This is a genomic window from Corynebacterium sp. 51B (assembly GCF_008930785.1).
GTDB classification, from domain to species: domain Bacteria; phylum Actinomycetota; class Actinomycetes; order Mycobacteriales; family Mycobacteriaceae; genus Corynebacterium; species Corynebacterium megadyptis.
This window is the reverse complement of the sequence record NZ_PQMK01000001.1, coordinates 454788-474401: the sequence shown is the minus strand read 5'-3', so window position 1 is coordinate 474401 and position 19614 is coordinate 454788. Positions and strand designations below refer to the sequence as shown.

Genomic DNA, 19614 nt, shown 5'->3' with positions numbered 1-19614 from the left:
CAAAAAAGCTCTCGTGCGAAACTGTGACCTTTCAACCAGTGCAGAGCATGCTTATCGACGCACACCTCACCAAGACCCAGCCTCGCGGCTGTTAGGATTAGGCCTCGTGAGCCTTACACTTGGAATCGTCGGCCTGCCCAATGTGGGCAAGTCCACGCTGTTTAATGCCCTGACCCGCAACGACGTGCTAGCCGCGAACTATCCCTTCGCCACCATCGAGCCCAATGTGGGTTTGGTGGAGCTTCCCGATTCACGCCTGAACACCCTCGCGGAGATTTTTCACTCCGAGCGCATTCTCCCCGCCACGGTGTCCTTCGTGGACATCGCCGGCATCGTGAAAGGCGCTTCTGAGGGCGAGGGGCTCGGCAATAAGTTCCTCGCGAACATCCGCGAGGCCGACGCCATCTGCCAGGTCGTGCGCGCTTTCTCCGATGAGAACGTGATCCACGTGGATGGTGCAGTGGACCCGCGCTCGGATATCTCCGTCATTGAGACCGAGCTGATCTTGGCAGATCTGCAGACCATTGAAAAGGCCCTGCCGCGTCTGGAGAAGGAAGCCAAGAAGGATAAGGACAAGGCCCCGATGGTGGCCGAGGTGAAGAAGGCACAGGAGATCCTCGAGGATGACCGCACGCTCTTCGCCGCATCCGTCTCTGGGGATGTGGACCTCTCTCTTCTCCGCGAGCTGCACTTTTTGACCTCTAAGCCCTTCCTGTACGTGTTCAACGCCGACGAAGACGTGCTCAGCGATGACACCCGCAAGCAGGAGTTGCGCGAGCTCGTCGCCCCCGCCGACTGCGTCTTCCTCGACGCTAAGACCGAGGCGGAGCTTCTCGAACTCGATGAGGAAGAAGCAGCCGAGTTGCTCGAAAGCGTCGGCCAAGATGAGCCGGGCCTGGCCTCTCTGGCTCGCGCCGGCTTCGAGACCCTTGGTTTGCAGACCTATCTCACTGCCGGCCCGAAGGAAGCCCGCGCCTGGACCATCCACAAGGGCGATACCGCGCCCCAGGCCGCCGGCGTGATCCACACCGACTTCGAGAAGGGCTTTATTAAGGCTGAAGTCGTCTCCTTCGAGGACCTCGCTGCTGCTGGATCGATGGCAGAAGCCCGCGCTCACGGCAAGGTGCGCCAAGAGGGCAAGGACTACGTCATGACTGACGGTGACGTGGTGGAGTTCAAGTTCAACGTGTAGCGTCTGTCGACCTGGACAGGCCGCGAGCAGAACTCGTTAATTAATGACGAGACTGGCTGTAGCTCCCGTTCGACGGCTTCCTGAACCAGTGGCGGGTTGGCAAGAGGGTCATCGATGCGTAACCTTCGCATCGACGTCGAACGGCTAGGAACCTGTGTATCTTGGTGGTCATGAAGAACATGCCATGGCGACAAGCGATCTTGCAGGTGCTTTCGGAGGCGCAAAAGCCACTCCACTACTCCGAGATCGCGCAGCTGATCTTGGACAAGGGCCTCCGGCAGCAGGTTGGTGCGACCCCGGCCGCGACGGTGTCAGCCAGGCTCTCGATGCAAATGCAGAACGAAGTTATTCGCGTGGACCGAGGCTATTACAGTTTGGCAACCTTGAGCGACAAGACAGGGGAGGCCGAGCTGGGTGTACACTCGGACACCGCTAAGGTGGTCCCGACAACTGCGTCGTCGACGGAAGACGAAGAAAACGGCTTCCTGAACGCGTTCGGGATGTTCTGGCGGCGGGACGAGGTTGACTGGGAACAGCGTGGACAGGCCCTCTTTGGGAGGCAGCTGAAGGCTTCAGAGTCGATCAACTTCTCAGAACAAATCGGCGTCTACATCCTCTACTCAGGTGACCGAGTGATCTACGTAGGCCGCGTCACTGAGCCACGCCTCGGCGCTCGTCTGTGGGATCACACGCGGGATCGCTTGGCTGGTCGGTGGGATCGTTTTTCTTGGTTCGGTGTCCGTGCCGTGGCCGAAGATGGGACCCTCGGTTCGGTCCCCAAAGGGGGACTTCGCCACCGACATGCTTGTCGCCACCATGGAGGCACTGCTGATCGAGGGGCTGGAGCCACCACAGAACCGGCGGCGTGGCGATGGCTTCAACGCCATCGAGTTCATCCAAACCACGGACCAGGAGGTGAAGGACCGTCGAGCGAAAGAGTACGTCTTGAAGCTCCTGAGTTATGGGAAAGATTAGCCCCCCCTTTTTTTGATTGCTGCTCGCCCGCGGGATGTGCACCCGCCGACTGACAGGGAGATACAATCCGCTATGTCAGCCTCGGCTAGTTGGGGTATCAGACCAAATCTCTCCGAGAGCGTCAGACCCACCTGACACAATGGAGGCATGACGAAACTGGACTCGGCGTGGGCGATCAGGGAGATCGACGCATTCTTGCAAGTTACAGCACAGGTAGTCCCCGACACGGGCCCAGGCATCGTCTACTTCGGAACCGTTATGAACGGATCGCGGACCGAGGCAGCGGCACGTGCCCACGTCGTGGAAAAGATCCTTGACAGGGCGCTCCCCGGCTGGAGTAAAGGACACCCAGTCGAAGACAAGGAGTACAACTGGCTCCGGGGCCAAGCCTCCCGAGCCAAGGCAGCGCTTGAACGGCAGTCTGAGCTCGCTGAGAAGCTCGGAGAAAACGCGCCAAATATGGACGCGGCAAATCTGCATCGGTGGGCGTGGGAGAACGGCAAGAGCTACTGGAACCACGGGCACTACCATCAAGCCGTGATGCAGGCGGCCATCCGCGTCAATGCAGTGACCCAGGCGAAATTGAGCCGGTTGGACGTGTCTGAGACAGCATTGTTCAACGAGGCGTTCTCACTCAGCGATCCGAAGCGTGGTGCGCCGCGCCTCCGGCTTATGGAAGACGATGGCAGCAAGACGTTTCAAAACCTGCATCGGGGCGCCCGCGCCTTTGCAGAGGACCTGTACGCTGCTATACGCAACCCTGGGATGCATGTTCCACACGACGGTGGCGAGGAGCAAGGCGCATTGGAGCAGCTCGCGGCATTCATCCTTCTGACCCGGTGGGTTGATCAGGCTACCGTCATGGAGGCGTGACAACCTCGGTTGACGGGATGGCAGTCCGCTTGGAGCGAAGAGTGTGGGGAGCACGCGTTTCCGTTACGGTGGCGCCGAGTGCACAATTGCCAAGGCCGTCGAGGACGCCACCCCTGAGCTCAAAGACGTCTTGCCGCGCGGCTACCAAAAGCGGGAACGCTCGACCTTGATCGAGCTGCTGCGGCTTTTCGCTCCGCTTCCCACCCAACTTGAAGGTGACGCGTTCGGTTTCATCTACGAAGACTTCCTCTCCGACTTCGCGGCCCAAGAAGGCAAGGGCGGCGGAGAGTACTTCACGCCGTACTCCATCGTCCGCCTCATCGTCGAGATCTTGCAGCCGTTCCAGGGGCGTGTCTTCGAAGCTTTCACCCCAGTTTGGATACAAAATGGCGGTACAGTCGTATTGGCTGCGTGAGTGGTTCAAAACCGGAGTCAGTGGTTCAACTCAAGTACAAGACATAATCGATGAAGGGACACTTGGTGGCAGGAGAAACAAGAAGGCTTGAGGCTGCGGAGATCAGCGTCGGGAGGCTGCTGACCAGCGGCGACTTCGAGTTCGTCATTCCGGAGTATCAGCGTCCGTATGCGTGAGGTGCTGAGGAATCGCTCCAGCTGCTGTCGGATCTGCTCGGCGCGCTGGAGCGGGACACCGATGAGCCGTATTTCCTCGGGTCGATTGTTCTCGTGAAGTCTCCGAACGAAGCTCGATCCGAGGTCATCGACGGACAGCAGCGCATCACGACATTGACGTTGTTGCTGTCGCTGCTTCGAGACCTCGTCGCCAACGATGACATGCGCCGTTCCATTCACAATTTGATCGAAAAGCCTGCGGTGGAGTGGGATAACCAGCCCGCACGGCCACGTTTGAAGCTTCGTCCGCGCGACAACCAGTTCTTCTACGACTACGTGCAGACCTTGGGCAACACCGCAAAGCTCCTTGAGCTCAGCGACAACATTCCCGAGACTGACTCTCAACGGGGTCTACGAGACAACGCGAAGACACTTCACGGCGAGTTGGTGCAGCTCAGTACAGAGCAGTTGAAGGACTTGTTCCGACTCATCGCTGGACGGGCTTTCTTGGTCACGGTCTCGACGCCAGATTTGAACAGTGCCTACCGGATCTTCTCAGTGATGAATGCTCGGGGTTTGCCGCTTTCTCCGCAGGACATTTTCAAGTCCCAGGTGATTGGTGCGATCGACGAGCATGAAAAGCAGCACTATGCGGATCGTTGGGAGCACTTGGAGGAAAGCCTAGGTCGGGACGAGTTCGGTGATCTCTTCCTGTATATCCGAGCAATCAAGGCTCGCACCCGTGGCGTGAAGAGCCTCCTGCAAGAGTTCCCAGAGCAGGTTCTCAATACTTACCTGCCAGACAGCGGAAGCGGCTTCATTCGGGAAGTGCTCGAACCCTATGCTCGCGCTGACATTCGCTTGCTAGCGCAGAATTTTCAGGGCGAGGACCCGCACTGGGAGCAGGTGAACCGCTGGCTCAAACGACTCGATCAGCTCGACAACGATGACTGGCGTCCACCGGCATTGTGGGCTCTGACCGAGCATGGTGAGAACCCAAAGTTTCTCGTCTATTTCTTCACCAAGTTGGAGCGCTTGGCAGCGAGCATGTTGGTTCGCCGGGTCTACGCGACGCCTCGCCAGTTGCGATACATGGAGCTTCTCAAGCAGCTTGCTGATGGCTTGGAACTCGAGGCTCCGGCCTTCGAACTGACCGAGAGCGAACGAGCCGAGACACGAGACCGCCTTGACGGGCAGATCTACCTCGCTACTCGTGTGCGTCGCTACGTGCTGCTACGACTAGATTCGCTCCTGGCTAAGGACCCGGGCGCGTCCTATGACCATCGCATCATCACCGTTGAGCACGTTCTGCCGCAAAGCCCGGCTCAAGACAGCCAGTGGGTGCGTGACTTCACTGAGGAGGAAGCCGTCACGTGGACTCACAGGCTGGGTAACCTGGTGCTGTTGAATCGACGTGCGAACTCTCGGGCGCAGAACTTCGACTTCGACGTGAAGAAGGACAAGTACTTCACGTCAGGCAAGGGAGTGGCAGTGTTTGCGCTAACGACCCAGGTGCTGGCTGAGCCGGTATGGACTCCCGACGTCGTTAAGCGCCGCCAAGAGGAGCTGGTGGGGATGCTGGTCAAGGAGTGGCAACTCTAGCCGGGCGCTACTTGCCGATCGGCTGTGCTTGCTTCGCGCCATCCCTGAATGTGAACGTGATGGTTCCGTCGGTGGCAATGTCGGCGTGGTCGACGGGGGTGCCATAGGTATGGGGTGACCTCGATGCTGGCCGGGTCGAGGGTGGCGAGTTGTTCCTTGCAGTAGCGGTAGGCGGCTTGCCGGCTTTCTAGGTTGCTGATCAGGGTAAGGAGTTTGTCGTAGCCGGCGAGTAGCCGGGCATGGTCGCTGTTGAGTTTGTCGAAGCGGCGCTGGTATTCAGTCTGATCTTGGGCGACGCGGGCGTTACGGGCGATCAGATCGTCGATCGCCTTGGCGGCGGCACCAACTTGAGCGAAGACTTGATCGGCTTCGATGTGCAGATCGGTGGTGTCGAGCTCGGCGGCCACGGCCTTGTCGATCACCTCATCTACCTAGTCGCGGCTGACGAGCAGGGTGTGGACGGCGTCGAGGAACGCGGCGGTGATCTGCTCGGCACTGACGTGCGGAGTGTTGCATGGGGTGTGGCTGGCGTATTTCTGGTTGCACCGCCAGATATGTTTCTCGTATTTGGAGCCGACATGCTAGGTTTTCGACCCGTACTAGGCTCCGCACTGGGCGCATCTGATTTTGCGCTGCCTGGAGGTGGAGCGCCGCCCGGTGGTGGGGGCAGCGAGTTCTGCTTGGACGAAGTCCCACACGGCAGGCGGGATGATCGGCTCATGGTTACCGGTGACGTAGTACTGGCGCACTTCGCCTTCGTTCTTGACCTGCTTCTTGGTGAGGGAGTCGGTGATGTAGGACTTTTGTAGCAGAGCGTCGCCTTTGTATTTCTCGTTGCTGAGGTGGCCCTGCCGTAGCGATACGCCCAGACCAAAGCTGGCATGCAGCCACTGAGCTGGCATCACCGCCCGGCGGTGCTGTTCCACCCTGTGGCTATCGGCTGCGCACGTACGTGCCTGCTACTCACCCCACACGATCCACACCCACCCCTGTGCGTGAGAGACGCCGCCCGTGTGAACCGCAACCACGATCGCCGAGGAACTCCAGCACACCTCAGCCGCACCTGCCCGCTCCCATGCCGCTCTACTTTTCCGGCGCTAGCTTCTCGATCACCCGTAAGGCGTGGGGGAGGGCGGCGTCGACGCTGGCGGCCATGGCCTCGAAAGCAGCGAGGGGCTGGCCTATGGGGTCGCTGATGTTGAAGGATCCAGCCGTGGCGTTCTGGGCTACTCGTTTTGTCTCGGGCTGGCCCATGATGGGGGTTCCGGGGCGGATCTCCTCTGGGTTGAGGCTTGCGAGGTGCTTCAAGGTAATGCAGGACCGCCACGCCGCCGGCGCGGTGCGTGCGATGGCGGGAATGTGGTCCTCAGCTGCGGCGATAATCAGGTCATAATCTCGGGCGATGGCCGCCGTGAGATACCGCGAGCTTCCCTGGCTGGCGTCTATTCCCTGCTTCTCAAGCAGGCTTAAGGTATGCGGATGATAGGGGGTACCATTAGTTGCTTGGGTGCCCGCACTATCTACTTGTACCTCGAGCCCGGCGGCTGCAGCCGCGTGGGCGAGGCGATACTCGATATACGGGGAACGGCAGATATTGCCGGTGCACACTGTCAGAATCTTGAGAGTCATAGGCCTATTAGAACACGGCTTTTCAATGCGGTCAGTAGTAGTGGAGGTATGCAGACGTGGCGACTAGCGAGGCGACGCAGTGAAAGTTTCTAAGCTCCGCCAGCTCATCGCGATGGGGCTCGGGCTCGGCCCCGGGTTGCTTCTTCCTTTTATCTTGGCGCTGCGCCTCGACGCCGCGGACTCGGACCGCGTCATCGTGCTGCTTACCGTGAGTATCTTGGGCACGGCTATCGTCACCCAAGCCGCGGAAGCCTATGCCGTCGCGGAGCTGTCCCGCTCCCTCAGCGCGGGGGCGACCGTGCGTGCTGCGGTGCTGCGCTGTGTGCGGGCGCTGGCGGTGCCCGCCGGAGTCGGTGTGACAGTGGTGGCGGCGGTGACGTTTATCGCCTTCCTCTTCACCGGCGGCTTGCCCGCTGACCAGGGCGTGTGGCTGTTGGTGGTGGCGGTTGCGGTGCTGGTGGCGTGTTTCGCCAGCCCGCTGTCGGCGTGTTTGATCTTGGAAGACCGCAGCTATATTCCCCTCAGCACGCAGGGCTTGCGCTATCTCGTGCTCATCGTGGCGGTGCTGGTGCTGCCCTTTGAGGGCGGAGAATTGGTGGTGTTCTTCCTGCTCGGGGAGATCCTGCGCGTCGTGGTCCTCGCCCTAGCGCAACGACGCTTCCTCGCTGATGAACCCATCGATAGTGCCACGGCCGCCGGGCTCGATACCACCGATTCTGCCCCGCAAGCCACAGGCGGCGCGCTGTCGCTGTATCAGCAATTCGGCTCCAATGGCATCACTCAAGCATCAGTGCTGATCGAGCGCTCGGTGATCTCCTCTGTCGGCCAGGGCGCTATCACCTTCTATGAGCTTGCGGACAAGATCGCCTACATCATCATCCAGGCAGCCTATGCGCTGGGGATTCTGCCGCGCATGAAGCGGTGGGCGGATGCCGCTGGGCAGTCGGATTATCGCGAGGCCTATGCGCGTTTCGCCCGCGATGTTCGACGCCTTCTCGCCGCCGTCGCAGCCATTGCCTTGCCGGGAGCGGGCGTGGCCCTCGTGGTGGCCATGAGTGGTATTGGCCCAGAGGCCGTGGGCTCGGTCGCCGCCTATTCTTCCGTGCTGCTGGTAGCCACGCTGCCGATCGTGTACGTCTTTGCTGCCATGCGCCTGCTGGTGATGCTTAACGGGCAGCGCTACTTTGTGCCCGCTTCGCTGGTCTCCATCACTGTGATGGTGGTGGTGGGCCTCGGGCTGTTTAGCGTCATCGGCGTGGTGGGTGTGCTCATTGGTCGGCTTCTCAGCCGTGTCACCACCGCCGTGCTGTACTGGCGGGCAATCCACAAGCTCTCCGACGCGGAAAGCTAGCAGCCGAAGCACCGCAAAGGTGCCCGCTAGCGACGTACCTACTTACGGCGCAGCCGAGAAATCAGGGTGCGCGTACCCATCAATACTGTGCGTAGCCGCAGCTGCATGCTCAGCGGTAGCGGCGCCAGAATGCGGGCCAGCCGCGACTGCGCGCCCTGAGCATCATAGGCCTTCACGCTGGGGCCTACGGCTGCGAGAAAGTGGCGCCATGAGTTCTTCTCGCGGGCCTCTCGGAAGCTAGAAATGGAGAGCTCGCTCAGTGCGCGGCGGCGGCGGATGAGGGCGACGCGCTTGTCATCAGCGTCCTCATAGCTGGGCTCTACTCGCTTGTGGGGCACGGGAAGCCCTGCCGCTATATCGTCGGCGAGCCGCACCTTCACGCCGATGCGGCGGTGGCGCACATTTCCGGACTGGGTTTTGAGAGTATCCTCCTCAGAGAGCTCCTCTAGGAACACCTCGTCGGCCTGTTCGGCGCGCAGGAGCAGCTCGTGTAGCTCAGGGTTGCGCACCACCACCACATTGTGGCCCAACGGGTCCGAGGCGTAGCGGGGCAGCCAGGCGTCGCCGAAGGCGATATCGGCGGTCTCGGCGAAAATATCATCGCAGACATTGCAGGCCTTGGGCTGGAAGAAGCCATGGCCCCAGTTGGTGCCGAGCATTTCGAAGGTCTTTTTGGTGCGGGTGCGGCCGGCGCGATCGGTGGCCGAGGTGGCATAGCGATTGGCTGGGCCGACGCGATCTTTTACCCGGAAATCCACTGCCCGAAGATTCGCCGGCTCGATGCCAAGCTGCCAGCCCAGCGACTCGGCAAAGCCGGTGGTCTTCATATGCCCGCACACCAAACCGATGGTGTAGGGCACAAGCTCACTCAGTTCCGGATCGCGCTGCTGGAGCAGCCGCAAGGCGCGCACGTGGCAGGGAATACCAATGAACACATAGCGGCCGCCGGCGCGCTGGGCGCTGGCGAGCGCCTGGGAAAACTCCACTGGATAGTACACAGATTTGCGGTGGGCCCGCAGCTCCTCCAAGGTGGTGGAGATCCCGAAGGCAAAGAGCGGCTGATCGGCCTCTTCTGAGGAGGTGCGCTTGACGTGGATGATGCCATCGACAGCGCCGGACGAAAGCAGCGCGCCGGCAACAAAAGACACCAGCCCGCCGGAGGAGGAACCGAGGCGATAATCATCGCTTAGGACCCGGCCGGCGTAGAGGGCGCGGTGATAGCCGATCGCGGTGGTGTAGCTGCAGTGCTCCGCATAGCGCGGGGCGGCGAGATCGTCTTCGGTGGGGGAGTCATCGCTGAAGGGGCATACCCCGGATACAGCCTCGGCGTGCTCGGAGAGATCGCCAGCCCGATACTGCCCATCGCGAGACAGCGTGATGGGGATGCTGCCCTCGGTGGCGATCGAGCAGCCGCCGCACCCGATGCAGAAGTCGCGCTGGGTGACATCGCGGATGCTAAAAGCTGTGCGGGGCGTAGACATAGATTTAGCTATTCTTTCGGGCTGACTGGACAAGGGCACGGGCGATAACAACGAGGAAGAGTGGGCCCACCACCAGGTAGCGCTTCGCTAGGCGGCGCGGCTCTTGGGAGAGGCGATAGGCCCACTCGAGGCCGAGTTTTTGGAGCAGCTCTGGGGCGCGTTGGGTGGTGCCTGCGACGAAGTCCACGGCTGCGCCCGCGCCAACATACCAGCCGGCGGGCAGCTGCTCGATATTGGCTAGCACCCAGCGCTCCTGCTTCGGGCTGCCCAAGCACACGAAAGACACATCCGGTTGAAGTTCGCGCAGCGTGGCGATGGTGGCCGGGTCGGCGGCGAGATCCTCGCTAAAAGGAATAGAGACGCCATGGATCGACGCTCCTGGGTTATCTGCACGAAGCTGGCGCACTGCGGCCTCGCGGATATCATCACGTCCCCCGAGTACGGCGATGGTGCGATCCTGGGTGGCGGCCGCCGCGGCCACCGCGGGCAGAAGGTCCGCGCCGGTGACGCGGTGTACATCCTGGGCCTTGAGGAGGCGGAAAAGAGCGAGCAGCGGGGCACCATCGACAAAGAGCGCATCGGCGGAGCCAAACTCCTCGCGCCAGTGCTCATCGGTGATCAGGCGGTTGAGCTGATCCACGTTGGGAGTGATCGCCAGCAGGGGATGAGAGGGGCGGGTGGCGTCGAGAAGCATCGTGGTGGCCGCGGCCAGATCGCCGCGAAACACAGCGATGCCGTTGATGCTGGGGGAATGCTCGGAGCGCTTATCGACGGCAACGCGCGGAATACGCTCCCAAAGGCGGCGGAGGATGGTCATGCGGGATCTCCGTTCTGCATAGTGGATGCGCCCCGGGGGAGGGCGGGATCAGAGTGGGCCGACAGATAGGCGGCGAAGGCGAGTGTCGGAACGGTCACGATAGAACCGAAGGTGGCCTCGGAAAAGAGCGCGGCGGCAAACCACGCGGCGAGTACTGCAACACCGGTGGTATCCAGCCGTGGCAGGACGAGGTAGATCGCGTAGGCTAGGAGCAGTAGGCCGATGATGCCCATCTGGAATACTAAGGTGCCGATGGCGCTTTCGCCGCCGGATTCCAGCCACAAGTGGCGGGGGATCTCGGGATTGTAGAGGCGGTAGAAGTTACCGCCGCTGCCCACACCGAAACCGAGGGGATTATCGGCGATCGAGTACAGCCCGCTGAGCAGCCCGGCGATGTGAATACTGGAGGATTCACCGCCGGAGGTGCCCACCGGGTTCGTCCACACATTCACGATGTAGGAGGGGCCTTTGACCATGGTGGTGTAGGCGAAGGTGAGAACCGTGCCAATAGCCACCGAGGCCCAAAAAGCCCAGTGCCGGTGGTTGCGCCACCAGAGCAGCAACACATAGGCGATAATGCCGGTAGCGACCACCAGAATGGAGTTCTTGGTGGCGGCCAGAGAAATGGTGATGATCAAAAACACCGCGGAGGTTCCCAGCGCACCAAGGGCCATCCCGTTCGGGTGTTCGCATACAAACAGTTGCCGGATGATTTCGATCAGCGCGAAGATCAAGACGAAGCTGGCCACATAGCCGGCGTTGATGGGTTCCACGAGGAAGCCGCCGACGCGAGTGGCGGTGCGGCCGAAGACGATAGTTTGCTCCGATAGCGCGTTGAGTCCCGCGATGTGCTCCACATTGAGCAGCGCCTTCCACTGGCGCGAACCGACGGCATACTCCAGCAGTGATCCGAGCACCAGCACCACCGAGAGGGTGGAGACCATGACATATAGTTGCACGCGCGGCAGCGCGCGAGCCGCAGGGGTATAGGCGGCCAAGGCGAGCATGAGGAGAACAGGCCCGAGGAAGTTGCGGGCATTGGCAGCGAAGCTGGCGTCGAGGCCAGCGTTGTGGCCGATGGTGTATAGCCCGAACACCACAGCGGTGAGGAAAAGCGGAATCGTGGAGCGCTGGAGGTAGACGGCCTTGAGTAGCAGCACCCCGGCCAAGATGAAGGCAATGATCGTCTTGGTTTCGCTGATCACGACGGTGATATTGCCGGAGCCGTCGTGCAGCACTCCCAGAATGGCGTTTTGAAATACCGCGGCCAAAATGGCCACCAGCAGCGCCGTCACTGGCGAGAGCAGCGAGAGAATCAGCGCGGTAATGCTGACGAAGAGCAAAGACATTACCGCAGACTCGATGATGGTTCCGTTAGCAAACAGCAGCATCGGTACCCCGTAGAGCACCAGAACGAGCGCGAGGGAGCCACCAAAGCGCAGCAGCTCCTGCGCCACCACGCTGGTGATGTTCTTCTCCTCGCGGTTCACGAGTACGGAGGTGTGCTGGGCCACGGTCTATAGCCCCCTAAAATTCTCAGCCGCCCGCTCTCGTAGCTGCGGCACCGTGGTGCGCAGGGTGTCCTGGACAGCCGCGGGGTCGCTGGCGATGCGCTCTAGGGCGGCGCAGATGGCTCCGCCCATGCCCGGGCGCGGCTCCACCAGCAGCCACGGCAGCTGGAGATCGGAGACCAAGCCCTCCACCTTGCCCTGGGTGCCGAGCACCACTGCGGGAGTGAGGTTGGAGAAGCTGAGAATCGAGAGGTGCATGCGGCCGGTGACCACGCTCTCCGCGCTGGCTGCCCACTGGGCCACCTCGGCGGGGGAGAGAAGATCGGGCAGGAAGCGATAGGGGATCTGCTCGGAATCGAGGGCCGCGGTGACCTCGCGAATAGCCTGCCGGTCATCGCCGCCGCGATTGGCCACGTGCGGGATGAAGACGAGCTCACGGCCGTGGCTCGATAGGTAGCGGCAAACCTGCAGATAATCCTGCACCTGATCCATGCGATGAGAAATCAGGCCCGAGACATTAATGAGCGTATAGGGCTGGGTGGGGGCTGCAGCCGCCGGCGCCGTGGCTGTGGGCAGGCTAAAGACCACATCGGCTACATGTTCGCAGTCGCCGATCGCTTGAGTATCGGCGCGGAAGCGCTGATAGGAGATGCTGTCGCGGCAGCAGGCCTGTACGCCGGCTGCGAGCGCGGCGCGGGCGATGGAGCTAACCTGCTCGTCTACCGCAGTGCCCCAACTAAAGCCGAGAATGCGGGTGTCATAGCCCGCCTCGGCGGCGGCGCGGGCCAGCGACCATGTTTTATACGCCACGCCGCGCTGGTAGCCGCCATCGATGATGTCGGCGCCGATAATGCAGAGGTGGTTCGCCTGGGCGATGTGCTCGGCGAGAGTCTCCACCGCGGCGGCGCGGGCGCGGCCATGGCCATAGAATGCATCGGCGGCGTGGACGACGGTGACGTCCTCGCGCTCGATGGTGTAGGTTGCCTCCGGCTTGGCCACCACAGTCACCGGGCCAGGCACTGTCTGCAAGGCGGCGGTGAGCATGGCCTGGTCGCCGATATTGGCCACGCCCGTCGAGGCGATGAGCACGGTACCGCGCCGCTGCTGAGACCGCTCCGCCGGGTGGGCGGAGAAGACGCGCTGATCGCTGGTGCTATAGCCGGCCAGGGCACGGTCGTGATCGCGCAGGTTCAGCGCCGTGACCCGGCCGCAGCGAAGCAGCTGGAATACGGGCTGGGGAAGCACACTAATGATGCGGTCTTTGGTGGATGCCACAGGCCTAGCTTTCCTTCTTCATGGTGGCCGAGTCGGAATTGGTGGGCTTAATCGCTTCGGAGGCGATGGTCTCGAAAGGTGTGTTGGTGATCGCTGCGTCCTTGTTGTGCACGTCCATACGATCGTAGTAATGGTTGTAGTCTGACTTTCGTCTCGTCTCCGAGGTGCGACAGAGCACTACACCAAGCAACCGCGCGCTTACCTTCTCTAGCGCATCTAAAGAAGACCTGAGGTTATCGCGGGTAGTGCTATGCCAGCGTGCGATCATTACAGTGCCATCCACGATGTGAGCCAGAAGGGCAGCGTCTGCCACTGGCAGCACGGGCGTGGAATCCACAATGACATAGTCGTGACTTTCCTTGAGCTTCTGCAGCAACACGGTCATAGCATTAGAGCCGAGTATCCCAGCTGGGTTTGGCGGGATTGGTCCTGAAGCGAGGAGAGCCACCCCGGAGGCGTCGTCGATAAGTGCATCCTCGAGGTCCATCTCGCGGCGCAGGACATTAGTCAAACCGACAGAGGCATCGATGCCCATGTACTCGGCGAGGCGTGGCCGGCGTAGGTCGCCCTCGATGAGGCATACCTTATTGCCCTGTTCGGCCAGCGATGCGGCTAGGTTCAGGGCGACGATGGACTTTCCGGAGTTGGCGATCGCACTGGTTATTTGGATGACGCCTGGATTATCGTCAATGCCGCAAAACTGCAGATTGGTGCGCAGGGTACGGAAGGACTCGGCGGTGCGAGAGAATCCGCCACTGAAATCAACCCGCTTGTTCTCGCTAATACTCCTGTCCTCTGGGATAGTGCCCAATTGAGGCAGGGTCGTTATTTCTGCGATGTCTTCACTGCTGTGCAGGCGACGATCGGTCATGTGCACGATCAAGGAAATGAGTAAACCGAGTGCGAGCCCTAGAAACGCTCCTGCCAAGCCGAAGGCCACCGGACTCGGGTTGCTCGGCTCATTCGGTAAGGATGGCGGTGCTACAACGTTCGCATCGATGGTGGGCAAGGTTCGGCCCTCTGGAGTGGAGGTTTTCTTCACCATGTCGGTGAATACCTCGACGGTGGCATCAGCAATGTCCTTCGAAAGCTGCGCTTGATTTGTGGTGGCAGAAATTTCCAGTAACACCGAGTTAGCATTGGCGCTGGCAGAAACCGCATCAACTATCTGTTGACGGGATGCTGGTGTCGCCATATGATCAGCCACTTTGTCGATAACAGCGGCGTTGGTGACCAATTCTGCATAGGATTTCACCATTTGCTGCGAGGTTAAGTTAGCTTGGTAGGGATTGGAGGCCTCGCCGGTAGCTTGGTTCACCGAGATATACACCGTGGCTTGGGAGACATATCGATCTTCCCGCACATAGGAGACTCCAAGACCGGCGGGGATACCGAGGATCATAACCAGCAATATGATCCACCAATGACGAGAAAAGTAACTTTTGAATGAAGTGAAGAACATGAACGGCGTCCTTGGCAGATGCGGTGGTAGTGGATGAGAAAATGTGGTGTGTCCTGACTATGCAGGGCGCTTCTCTGTATAGGCGGCTAGTAAGCGCCGTCGCGTGAGAGCACAGCATGAGCAGTGCTCCACAAAATGTGGATGTCTGTCAACAACGACCAGTTTTCCACATAAGACAGATCTAGGCGCACCGACTGCTCCCAGGTTAGATTGGAGCGGCCCGAGACTTGCCACAGTCCGGTCATACCGGGACGTACGAGCATACGGCGAGCGACGAAGGGATCGTATTGCATGACTTCCTCGCGTAGCGGTGGACGGGGCCCTACTAGGCTCATGCTGCCGCCGAGAACGTTGAAAAGCTGGGGCAGCTCGTCCAAACTGAAACGGCGCAGAAACTTGCCAAAGCGGGTGACGCGGGGATCGTCTTTTATCTTGAAAAGTACCCCGTCCTTGCATTCATTCTGCATCCGCAGGTGCTCTTTCATCTTATCGGCGTCGATTACCATGGAGCGGAACTTGACCATGCCGAAAGGCTGGTTATTGAGGCCCAGCCTTTCGGCCACGTAAAATACAGGGCCACGGCTAGTGAGTTTCACGCCGAGAGCACAGATCAGCAGCACTGGGGAAAACAGCAGAATGAGCAGGCAGGCGCCGATTTTGTCCAACAGTAGCTTTCCAAGCCTACTAGCACCACGATAGCGGGGCTTATCGACGTGAATAAGTGGGATTCCCGCTACGGGGCGTACCAGTATGCGGGGGCCTGCCACATCGATGATGCCGGGCGCCACTAGAATGTCCACGTTGAGCTCTTCCAAGTCCCAACTGAGTTCCCGCATGCCTTGCAAGCCGATGGTGTAGGCACCGGTTATTGCCACGGTGTCAGCGCCGGTGCGTTGGACGAGATGTTTGATATCGCGCCAACTAGACACCACTGGGGTTGAAGAGTGCACTCCCGGTAGTAGCTGGAGTTCCTCTGAAGATTCGGTACTGCAAAGACCTACAATTCGCCAAGGGGTCGATTGGTGGCTGACGACGGTGCTCAGTACTTCGCCTAGAGAGGACTCGCCTACGGCAATTACGCGCCGCTCGCAGCGTCCGTTTTTGTAGTTGCGCCTCATCTGGCTCCGCCATAGCCAACGGCTGAGCAGCAGTAGCGCGAGCCCTAAGGATAGAGCCACGAAGAGATAGCCGCGCGAAAGGTCGGTCTCAGTCAGTACACTCGCGATCGACACAAGACTAAAAATGATGAAAGTAGAGTGAAATACTCTGGTGTAAGTTTCTGCTCCGTCGGCGATCGAGCGTTCGTCGGCGGTCTGGATGACGCGCAAGATGATGATCCAACCGATAACTATCAAGGGGGTGATAACCAGATAAGGAATCTGTCGAGAGCCGGCCCTTGCGTAAGAGTGATGGTTTCCAAATCGCGCCAAATTTGCACAGAAAACAGCTAGAGCGACACACAGTACATCCGTGACTAGAACTCGTTGGCGCAGGTTACGTTGAACCTGCCGAGTGCTCAGCTTGGCAGGTGGAGGGCTTTCTATAGGTGAGGGCTTCCGGCTTTTCGGTGTAGCCCGTGTCTCATCAGTCATATGATAGGCCACCAAACGTTTTGAACGTCTAAGTTTGGCTACGATAATTGCATCGAATGCCCGCGCTGGCATATCAAGGCATGTGGTCGAAGCGGTAAATGCAGCCTTCCTATCATGTGTAATGTCACAATTTGGCCCCCTAGGGGGAGTGATAGGTTCTTGGCTGTAAAATATGAGGTTTCATTTAAAAATCTGATCTACCCTAAATTGGGGGTGAGTGGGTAGTTGATCAACCAAGAAGTACCAATTTTCGGTGGTAGCAGGGCGTCCATGCGCCGGATGGCTCGACGCGCACTCATCTCCCTATCGGCGATGCTTGTACTCCTAATATTCGGTTCTCTTGTGTCCCTAGGAACTGTCTATTGGACGTTCTCGGCCTACCGCACCGCGAACTTGGATGATGCCGCTCTCAACGCAAATACACCACCCAGCCACAATGGCATCTACCTAGTGATGGTGCGGGATACGCGCGCCGGCGGTAACGCTGAATTGCTGAACTCTCGCTCCGAACGCCCTAGTGATGTGGGCCGTACCGATGTTATGGTGCTGGCGCGGTTGAAGTCGGGCACCCCGATTGAGATGGTCTCGATCCCGCGCGACACCTTGGTGGATATTCCGGCATGTGAGCGCTCGGACGGCAGTAGCACCGAGCCGCAGCACACTAAGATCAACGCCGCCTATGCCTTCGGCGCCTCGAGCGATAGCGCCGCTCAAGCCTCCCCCTATGGAATCGCCTGCGCCGAGAAAACAGTGCACGATCTCTCCGGGATCAGTGTGGAAGGCTCGATAGTGCTGGATTCGAAGGCTATTGAGACGGCCATCGACCGCCTCGGAGGGGTGGAGCTCTGCGCCTCGGCGGCACACGCCGCCGCCATTGCGGGGCTTGAAGAGGGCTGCCATACCGTCGACGGCACCACGGCCTTTGCCTTTTCCCAAGCGCGGTATGGCATCGACAATGAGTCGGATATCGCCCGCATTGATCGCCAGCACATGCTCATCGAGGCCTTTGCCGCGCGCCTGTCAGAAAAGCGCGTGCCGTGGGATGTCCCAGAGTTGATGGATATCGTCCACGACTTGGGGCCGCACATCACTACCTCGGAGGGGTTGATCTCGATGAACAACGCCACCAAGGCACTCTCGGCCACCCGTAATGGCTCGGTGCAGGCAGACACCATGCCCTTTGTTCCTGCTCCAGACGGGATCAACGTCGAGCCCGCGCCCGAGGCCGAGCAGACTTGGGTGCGGCTGCGCGGCGAGCAGGAGAGCGGGCAATAAAGCGTCGATAAGCGCCTAGCTACGCCGCCTTTTCCTCGTATTAGGGCAGGGAGGGGGTATAGCGCAGCGGGTTGGGGCGCAGCTCCACCTCCGTGGCAATGCGCAGGTTGGAGGCCACCGTTTCCTTCTCACGCAGCTCGTAGAGCCGTGAAACCACCCGATCGCGCACCGTGTAGGGCGACATAGTGTTCAGGTAAATCTTGGTGCCGCCCTCAAAACCGGCAAGTGTAGAGACGCGCCACTTAATCATCACCCGCCATGGCATCGGCAGATCCAGGTTGATGGGCTTGTGGTGCCACTCCTCATTGCATGGAACTTCGGCGCCGGTGGCGGCGTGGCAGGCGTGGATGAGGTCGCTCATGGCATCGCGCTCATCATCAGCGTGATTCCACGGCTCGGAGCGCGCCGACTTAGAGAAGATCTCGAGAGTGGGGTAGCGGTGCCCAAATCCTGCAAAGCACACGGCGTGGTCATTCTCGGCGATCACGAGATTATGGCGGTGGGCATAATCCACAGCCCACTCGTTATACATATTGGGATTCGCGCGCAGCCGTGAGATCTCGCCCTCTGCCTGCACCCCGCGATCATCGATGGCCACCAGCTGCTTGTGGAGGTGATCGAAGGAGGCGCCGGCAGGTTTCAACCAGTTTTGGAAGACTGCCACATAGGGGGCATAGCGGTTGTGGCGATAGAGATCCTGCATGGAATCCACGGTGAAACGGATGAAGGCGCGATGCTCATCCACGCTGAGCGTGCCCGATGAGGCCAATCCCGAGGTGTCGGTGGCGTCGTCTCGAAAATGGCGCCGTCCGATAATTACGTCATGGCCGCCGGCGAAATAGCCCGGTGCCTTGGCGAGCAAGTCCTCCTCGGTGGTGGCCATCACTTGGGCCTCGGGGATACCAGAGGCGCGCATACGGGTCCGCACAATATTGAGCACATGCTCGCGTCCCGCGGGATCCGCGATATAGGTGTGCATGCGCTGCGAGGTCTCCTCATCGATGGTCAGGTCATAATTGGCCTGCCAATAATCAAAGGACAGGATTTCGAAGAGGTTCGGCACCCGGCGGAAGGCATAATTCTCATCCAACTCGCTCGGCAGCAGCCCGCGCTTGATCTCCCAGCCGAGATCGGTGCGCACGATGCGTGATTTCTCCGGCGGAGTCTCGAGCAGGCGGGCCGCGCCAAAGGCGCAGGAGGTATCCCGGTCCTCGTCCCGTAGGGGCGTGGTCTCCACCTTCGGCACGGCGAGTGGGCGATTGCCGCGGCCGGGCACCGTCCACACCTCCGTACCGGAGAACGGGTTAATCTGCTTGATTGTGCCGTCCGCCATCGTTTGCAAGGGGGCGGGTCGAGAATACATGGGAGAACTCATGGACTCTAGCGTATTAGCTGCACCCTCGACTAGCATGCAAGCATGGCACAGGTCATCTTCGATTGTCTCGTTCCCACCGCAGAGATTCCCGAGCTCAAGCAGCGCTGTGAACTGCTACTTTCTCGCCTCATCGAGTACAACAAAGTAGGAGAAGCCCAGCTCCGCGCCGTCGAGCAGAACCCAGCCCTTCTCGAGGGGGTGGAAAAGGCGTTGCGCGACACCTACGCCGAACAGCACGAGGGGCGAGAGCTCGCTAATGCTGAGGTGATTCGGCTGCTCATGCATATTGAGCGCCCCGCCCACTCTCTCAACGGGCTGGTCATGGTTCTCTCCCGGCTCTTCACTCCCGCCGCCACGCTGCCGCGCGATCCCGCTGCTCTCGAAAACGAGATGGCTTTCGAGCTTCCGGCCCGCTATCCCTGGACCGTGCAGGTACAGCCCTAGCCATCGTTACTGTTCTGGTCTGTCATCTGTTCGCTCGCTAGCGATACCACTGCCAGCACGTGTGAGGGGCGCTACACTGTGCTTCTGTGGCTAAAACAAGTGCGTACCTCGACCACGGTAGTGAGACTGCGGTAGTGAAGCTGCGGTAGTGAGGCCACAACCGACATCCCGAGCACCCCGCGAACAAGGA

General features: G+C 60.3%; 18 protein-coding genes and 2 pseudogenes. 9 read left to right on the top strand and 11 right to left on the bottom strand.

Translation table 11 applies throughout. From position 1 onward, the window contains the following. Nucleotides 1-106 precede the first annotated feature (106 nt). The 6 genes and pseudogenes from ychF (at nucleotide 107) to GBB14_RS02070 (ending at nucleotide 5212) form a co-directional block, all read left to right on the top strand. On the top strand, nucleotides 107-1192 hold the full coding sequence (gene ychF / locus GBB14_RS02090; protein ID WP_151528481.1) for a redox-regulated ATPase YchF: 1086 nt from the start codon (nucleotides 107-109) through the stop codon (nucleotides 1190-1192). Nucleotides 1193-1362: 170 nt separating this feature from the next. Next, nucleotides 1363-1563: pseudogene (locus GBB14_RS10800) on the top strand (winged helix-turn-helix domain-containing protein); the annotation flags it as partial. A gap of 430 nt (nucleotides 1564-1993) precedes the next feature. After that, complete coding sequence (locus GBB14_RS10655) at nucleotides 1994-2167, top strand: hypothetical protein (protein ID WP_225976587.1); 174 nt, start codon at nucleotides 1994-1996, stop codon at nucleotides 2165-2167. Between the two features lie 147 nt (nucleotides 2168-2314). Continuing rightward, nucleotides 2315-3040, top strand: coding sequence for a TIGR02391 family protein (locus GBB14_RS02080; RefSeq protein ID WP_151528482.1), 726 nt, complete (start codon nucleotides 2315-2317; stop codon nucleotides 3038-3040). 43 nt (nucleotides 3041-3083) lie between these two features. Next, nucleotides 3084-3455, top strand: coding sequence for an N-6 DNA methylase (locus GBB14_RS02075; protein WP_225976577.1), 372 nt, complete (start codon nucleotides 3084-3086; stop codon nucleotides 3453-3455). 197 nt (nucleotides 3456-3652) lie between these two features. Continuing rightward, the gene (locus GBB14_RS02070) at nucleotides 3653-5212 is read left to right on the top strand and encodes a DUF262 domain-containing protein (protein WP_225976584.1); all 1560 of its coding nucleotides are present in this window, start codon (nucleotides 3653-3655) and stop codon (nucleotides 5210-5212) included. On the opposite strand, the gene GBB14_RS02065 is transcribed toward GBB14_RS02070, so the two are convergent. The 4 genes and pseudogenes from GBB14_RS02065 to GBB14_RS02050 all read right to left on the bottom strand — a co-directional run bounded on the left by GBB14_RS02065 (nucleotide 5209) and on the right by GBB14_RS02050 (nucleotide 6841). Further along, entirely contained in the window at nucleotides 5209-5634 is a 426-nt protein-coding gene (locus tag GBB14_RS02065) for a hypothetical protein (RefSeq protein WP_151528483.1), read from the bottom strand. The two genes, GBB14_RS02070 and GBB14_RS02065, sit on opposite strands and share 4 nt — an antisense overlap. Nucleotides 5635-5643: 9 nt before the next feature. Beyond that, nucleotides 5644-5775, bottom strand: a pseudogene (locus GBB14_RS10795) (hypothetical protein); the annotation flags it as partial. Between the two features lie 36 nt (nucleotides 5776-5811). After that, entirely contained in the window at nucleotides 5812-6138 is a 327-nt protein-coding gene (locus GBB14_RS02055) for a recombinase family protein (RefSeq protein WP_151588401.1), read from the bottom strand. A 157-nt stretch (nucleotides 6139-6295) separates the two neighbouring features. Further along, on the bottom strand, nucleotides 6296-6841 hold the full coding sequence (locus tag GBB14_RS02050; protein ID WP_151528485.1) for a hypothetical protein: 546 nt from the start codon (nucleotides 6839-6841) through the stop codon (nucleotides 6296-6298). A 79-nt stretch (nucleotides 6842-6920) separates the two neighbouring features. Between GBB14_RS02050 and GBB14_RS02045 the strand changes: the two genes are divergently transcribed. Next, complete coding sequence (locus GBB14_RS02045) at nucleotides 6921-8192, top strand: hypothetical protein (RefSeq protein WP_151528486.1); 1272 nt, start codon at nucleotides 6921-6923, stop codon at nucleotides 8190-8192. Nucleotides 8193-8230: 38 nt separating this feature from the next. On the opposite strand, the gene GBB14_RS02040 is transcribed toward GBB14_RS02045, so the two are convergent. From GBB14_RS02040 to GBB14_RS02015, 6 genes are all read right to left on the bottom strand, one after another. Beyond that, the gene (locus GBB14_RS02040; protein ID WP_151528487.1) at nucleotides 8231-9673 is read right to left on the bottom strand and encodes a Coenzyme F420 hydrogenase/dehydrogenase, beta subunit C-terminal domain; all 1443 of its coding nucleotides are present in this window, start codon (nucleotides 9671-9673) and stop codon (nucleotides 8231-8233) included. Between the two features lie 4 nt (nucleotides 9674-9677). After that, complete coding sequence (locus GBB14_RS02035) at nucleotides 9678-10490, bottom strand: WecB/TagA/CpsF family glycosyltransferase (RefSeq protein WP_151528488.1); 813 nt, start codon at nucleotides 10488-10490, stop codon at nucleotides 9678-9680. After that, nucleotides 10487-12004, bottom strand: a complete 1518-nt coding sequence (locus tag GBB14_RS02030) for a hypothetical protein (protein WP_151528489.1) — start codon at nucleotides 12002-12004, stop codon at nucleotides 10487-10489. Before GBB14_RS02030 ends, GBB14_RS02035 begins: the two co-directional genes overlap by 4 nt. A 3-nt stretch (nucleotides 12005-12007) precedes the next feature. After that, a complete protein-coding gene (locus GBB14_RS02025) occupies nucleotides 12008-13276 on the bottom strand; it encodes a polysaccharide pyruvyl transferase family protein (RefSeq protein WP_151528490.1) in 1269 nt (422 codons plus the stop codon). A gap of 4 nt (nucleotides 13277-13280) precedes the next feature. Next, nucleotides 13281-14738, bottom strand: a complete 1458-nt coding sequence (locus GBB14_RS02020) for a polysaccharide biosynthesis tyrosine autokinase (RefSeq protein WP_151528491.1) — start codon at nucleotides 14736-14738, stop codon at nucleotides 13281-13283. A gap of 86 nt (nucleotides 14739-14824) precedes the next feature. Continuing rightward, nucleotides 14825-16330, bottom strand: a complete 1506-nt coding sequence (locus GBB14_RS02015) for a sugar transferase (protein WP_151528492.1) — start codon at nucleotides 16328-16330, stop codon at nucleotides 14825-14827. A gap of 342 nt (nucleotides 16331-16672) precedes the next feature. On the opposite strand from GBB14_RS02015, the gene GBB14_RS02010 reads away from it, so the two are divergent. After that, complete coding sequence (locus GBB14_RS02010; RefSeq protein WP_192796090.1) at nucleotides 16673-17605, top strand: LCP family protein; 933 nt, start codon at nucleotides 16673-16675, stop codon at nucleotides 17603-17605. A gap of 40 nt (nucleotides 17606-17645) precedes the next feature. On the opposite strand, the gene GBB14_RS02005 is transcribed toward GBB14_RS02010, so the two are convergent. Then, on the bottom strand, nucleotides 17646-18980 hold the full coding sequence (locus tag GBB14_RS02005; protein ID WP_151528494.1) for a DUF4921 family protein: 1335 nt from the start codon (nucleotides 18978-18980) through the stop codon (nucleotides 17646-17648). Nucleotides 18981-19022: 42 nt separating this feature from the next. Here GBB14_RS02005 and GBB14_RS02000 point away from each other — a divergent pair, with 42 nt between their 5' ends. Further along, entirely contained in the window at nucleotides 19023-19424 is a 402-nt protein-coding gene (locus GBB14_RS02000) for a hypothetical protein (RefSeq protein WP_151528495.1), read from the top strand. Nucleotides 19425-19614: the final 190 nt, after the last annotated feature.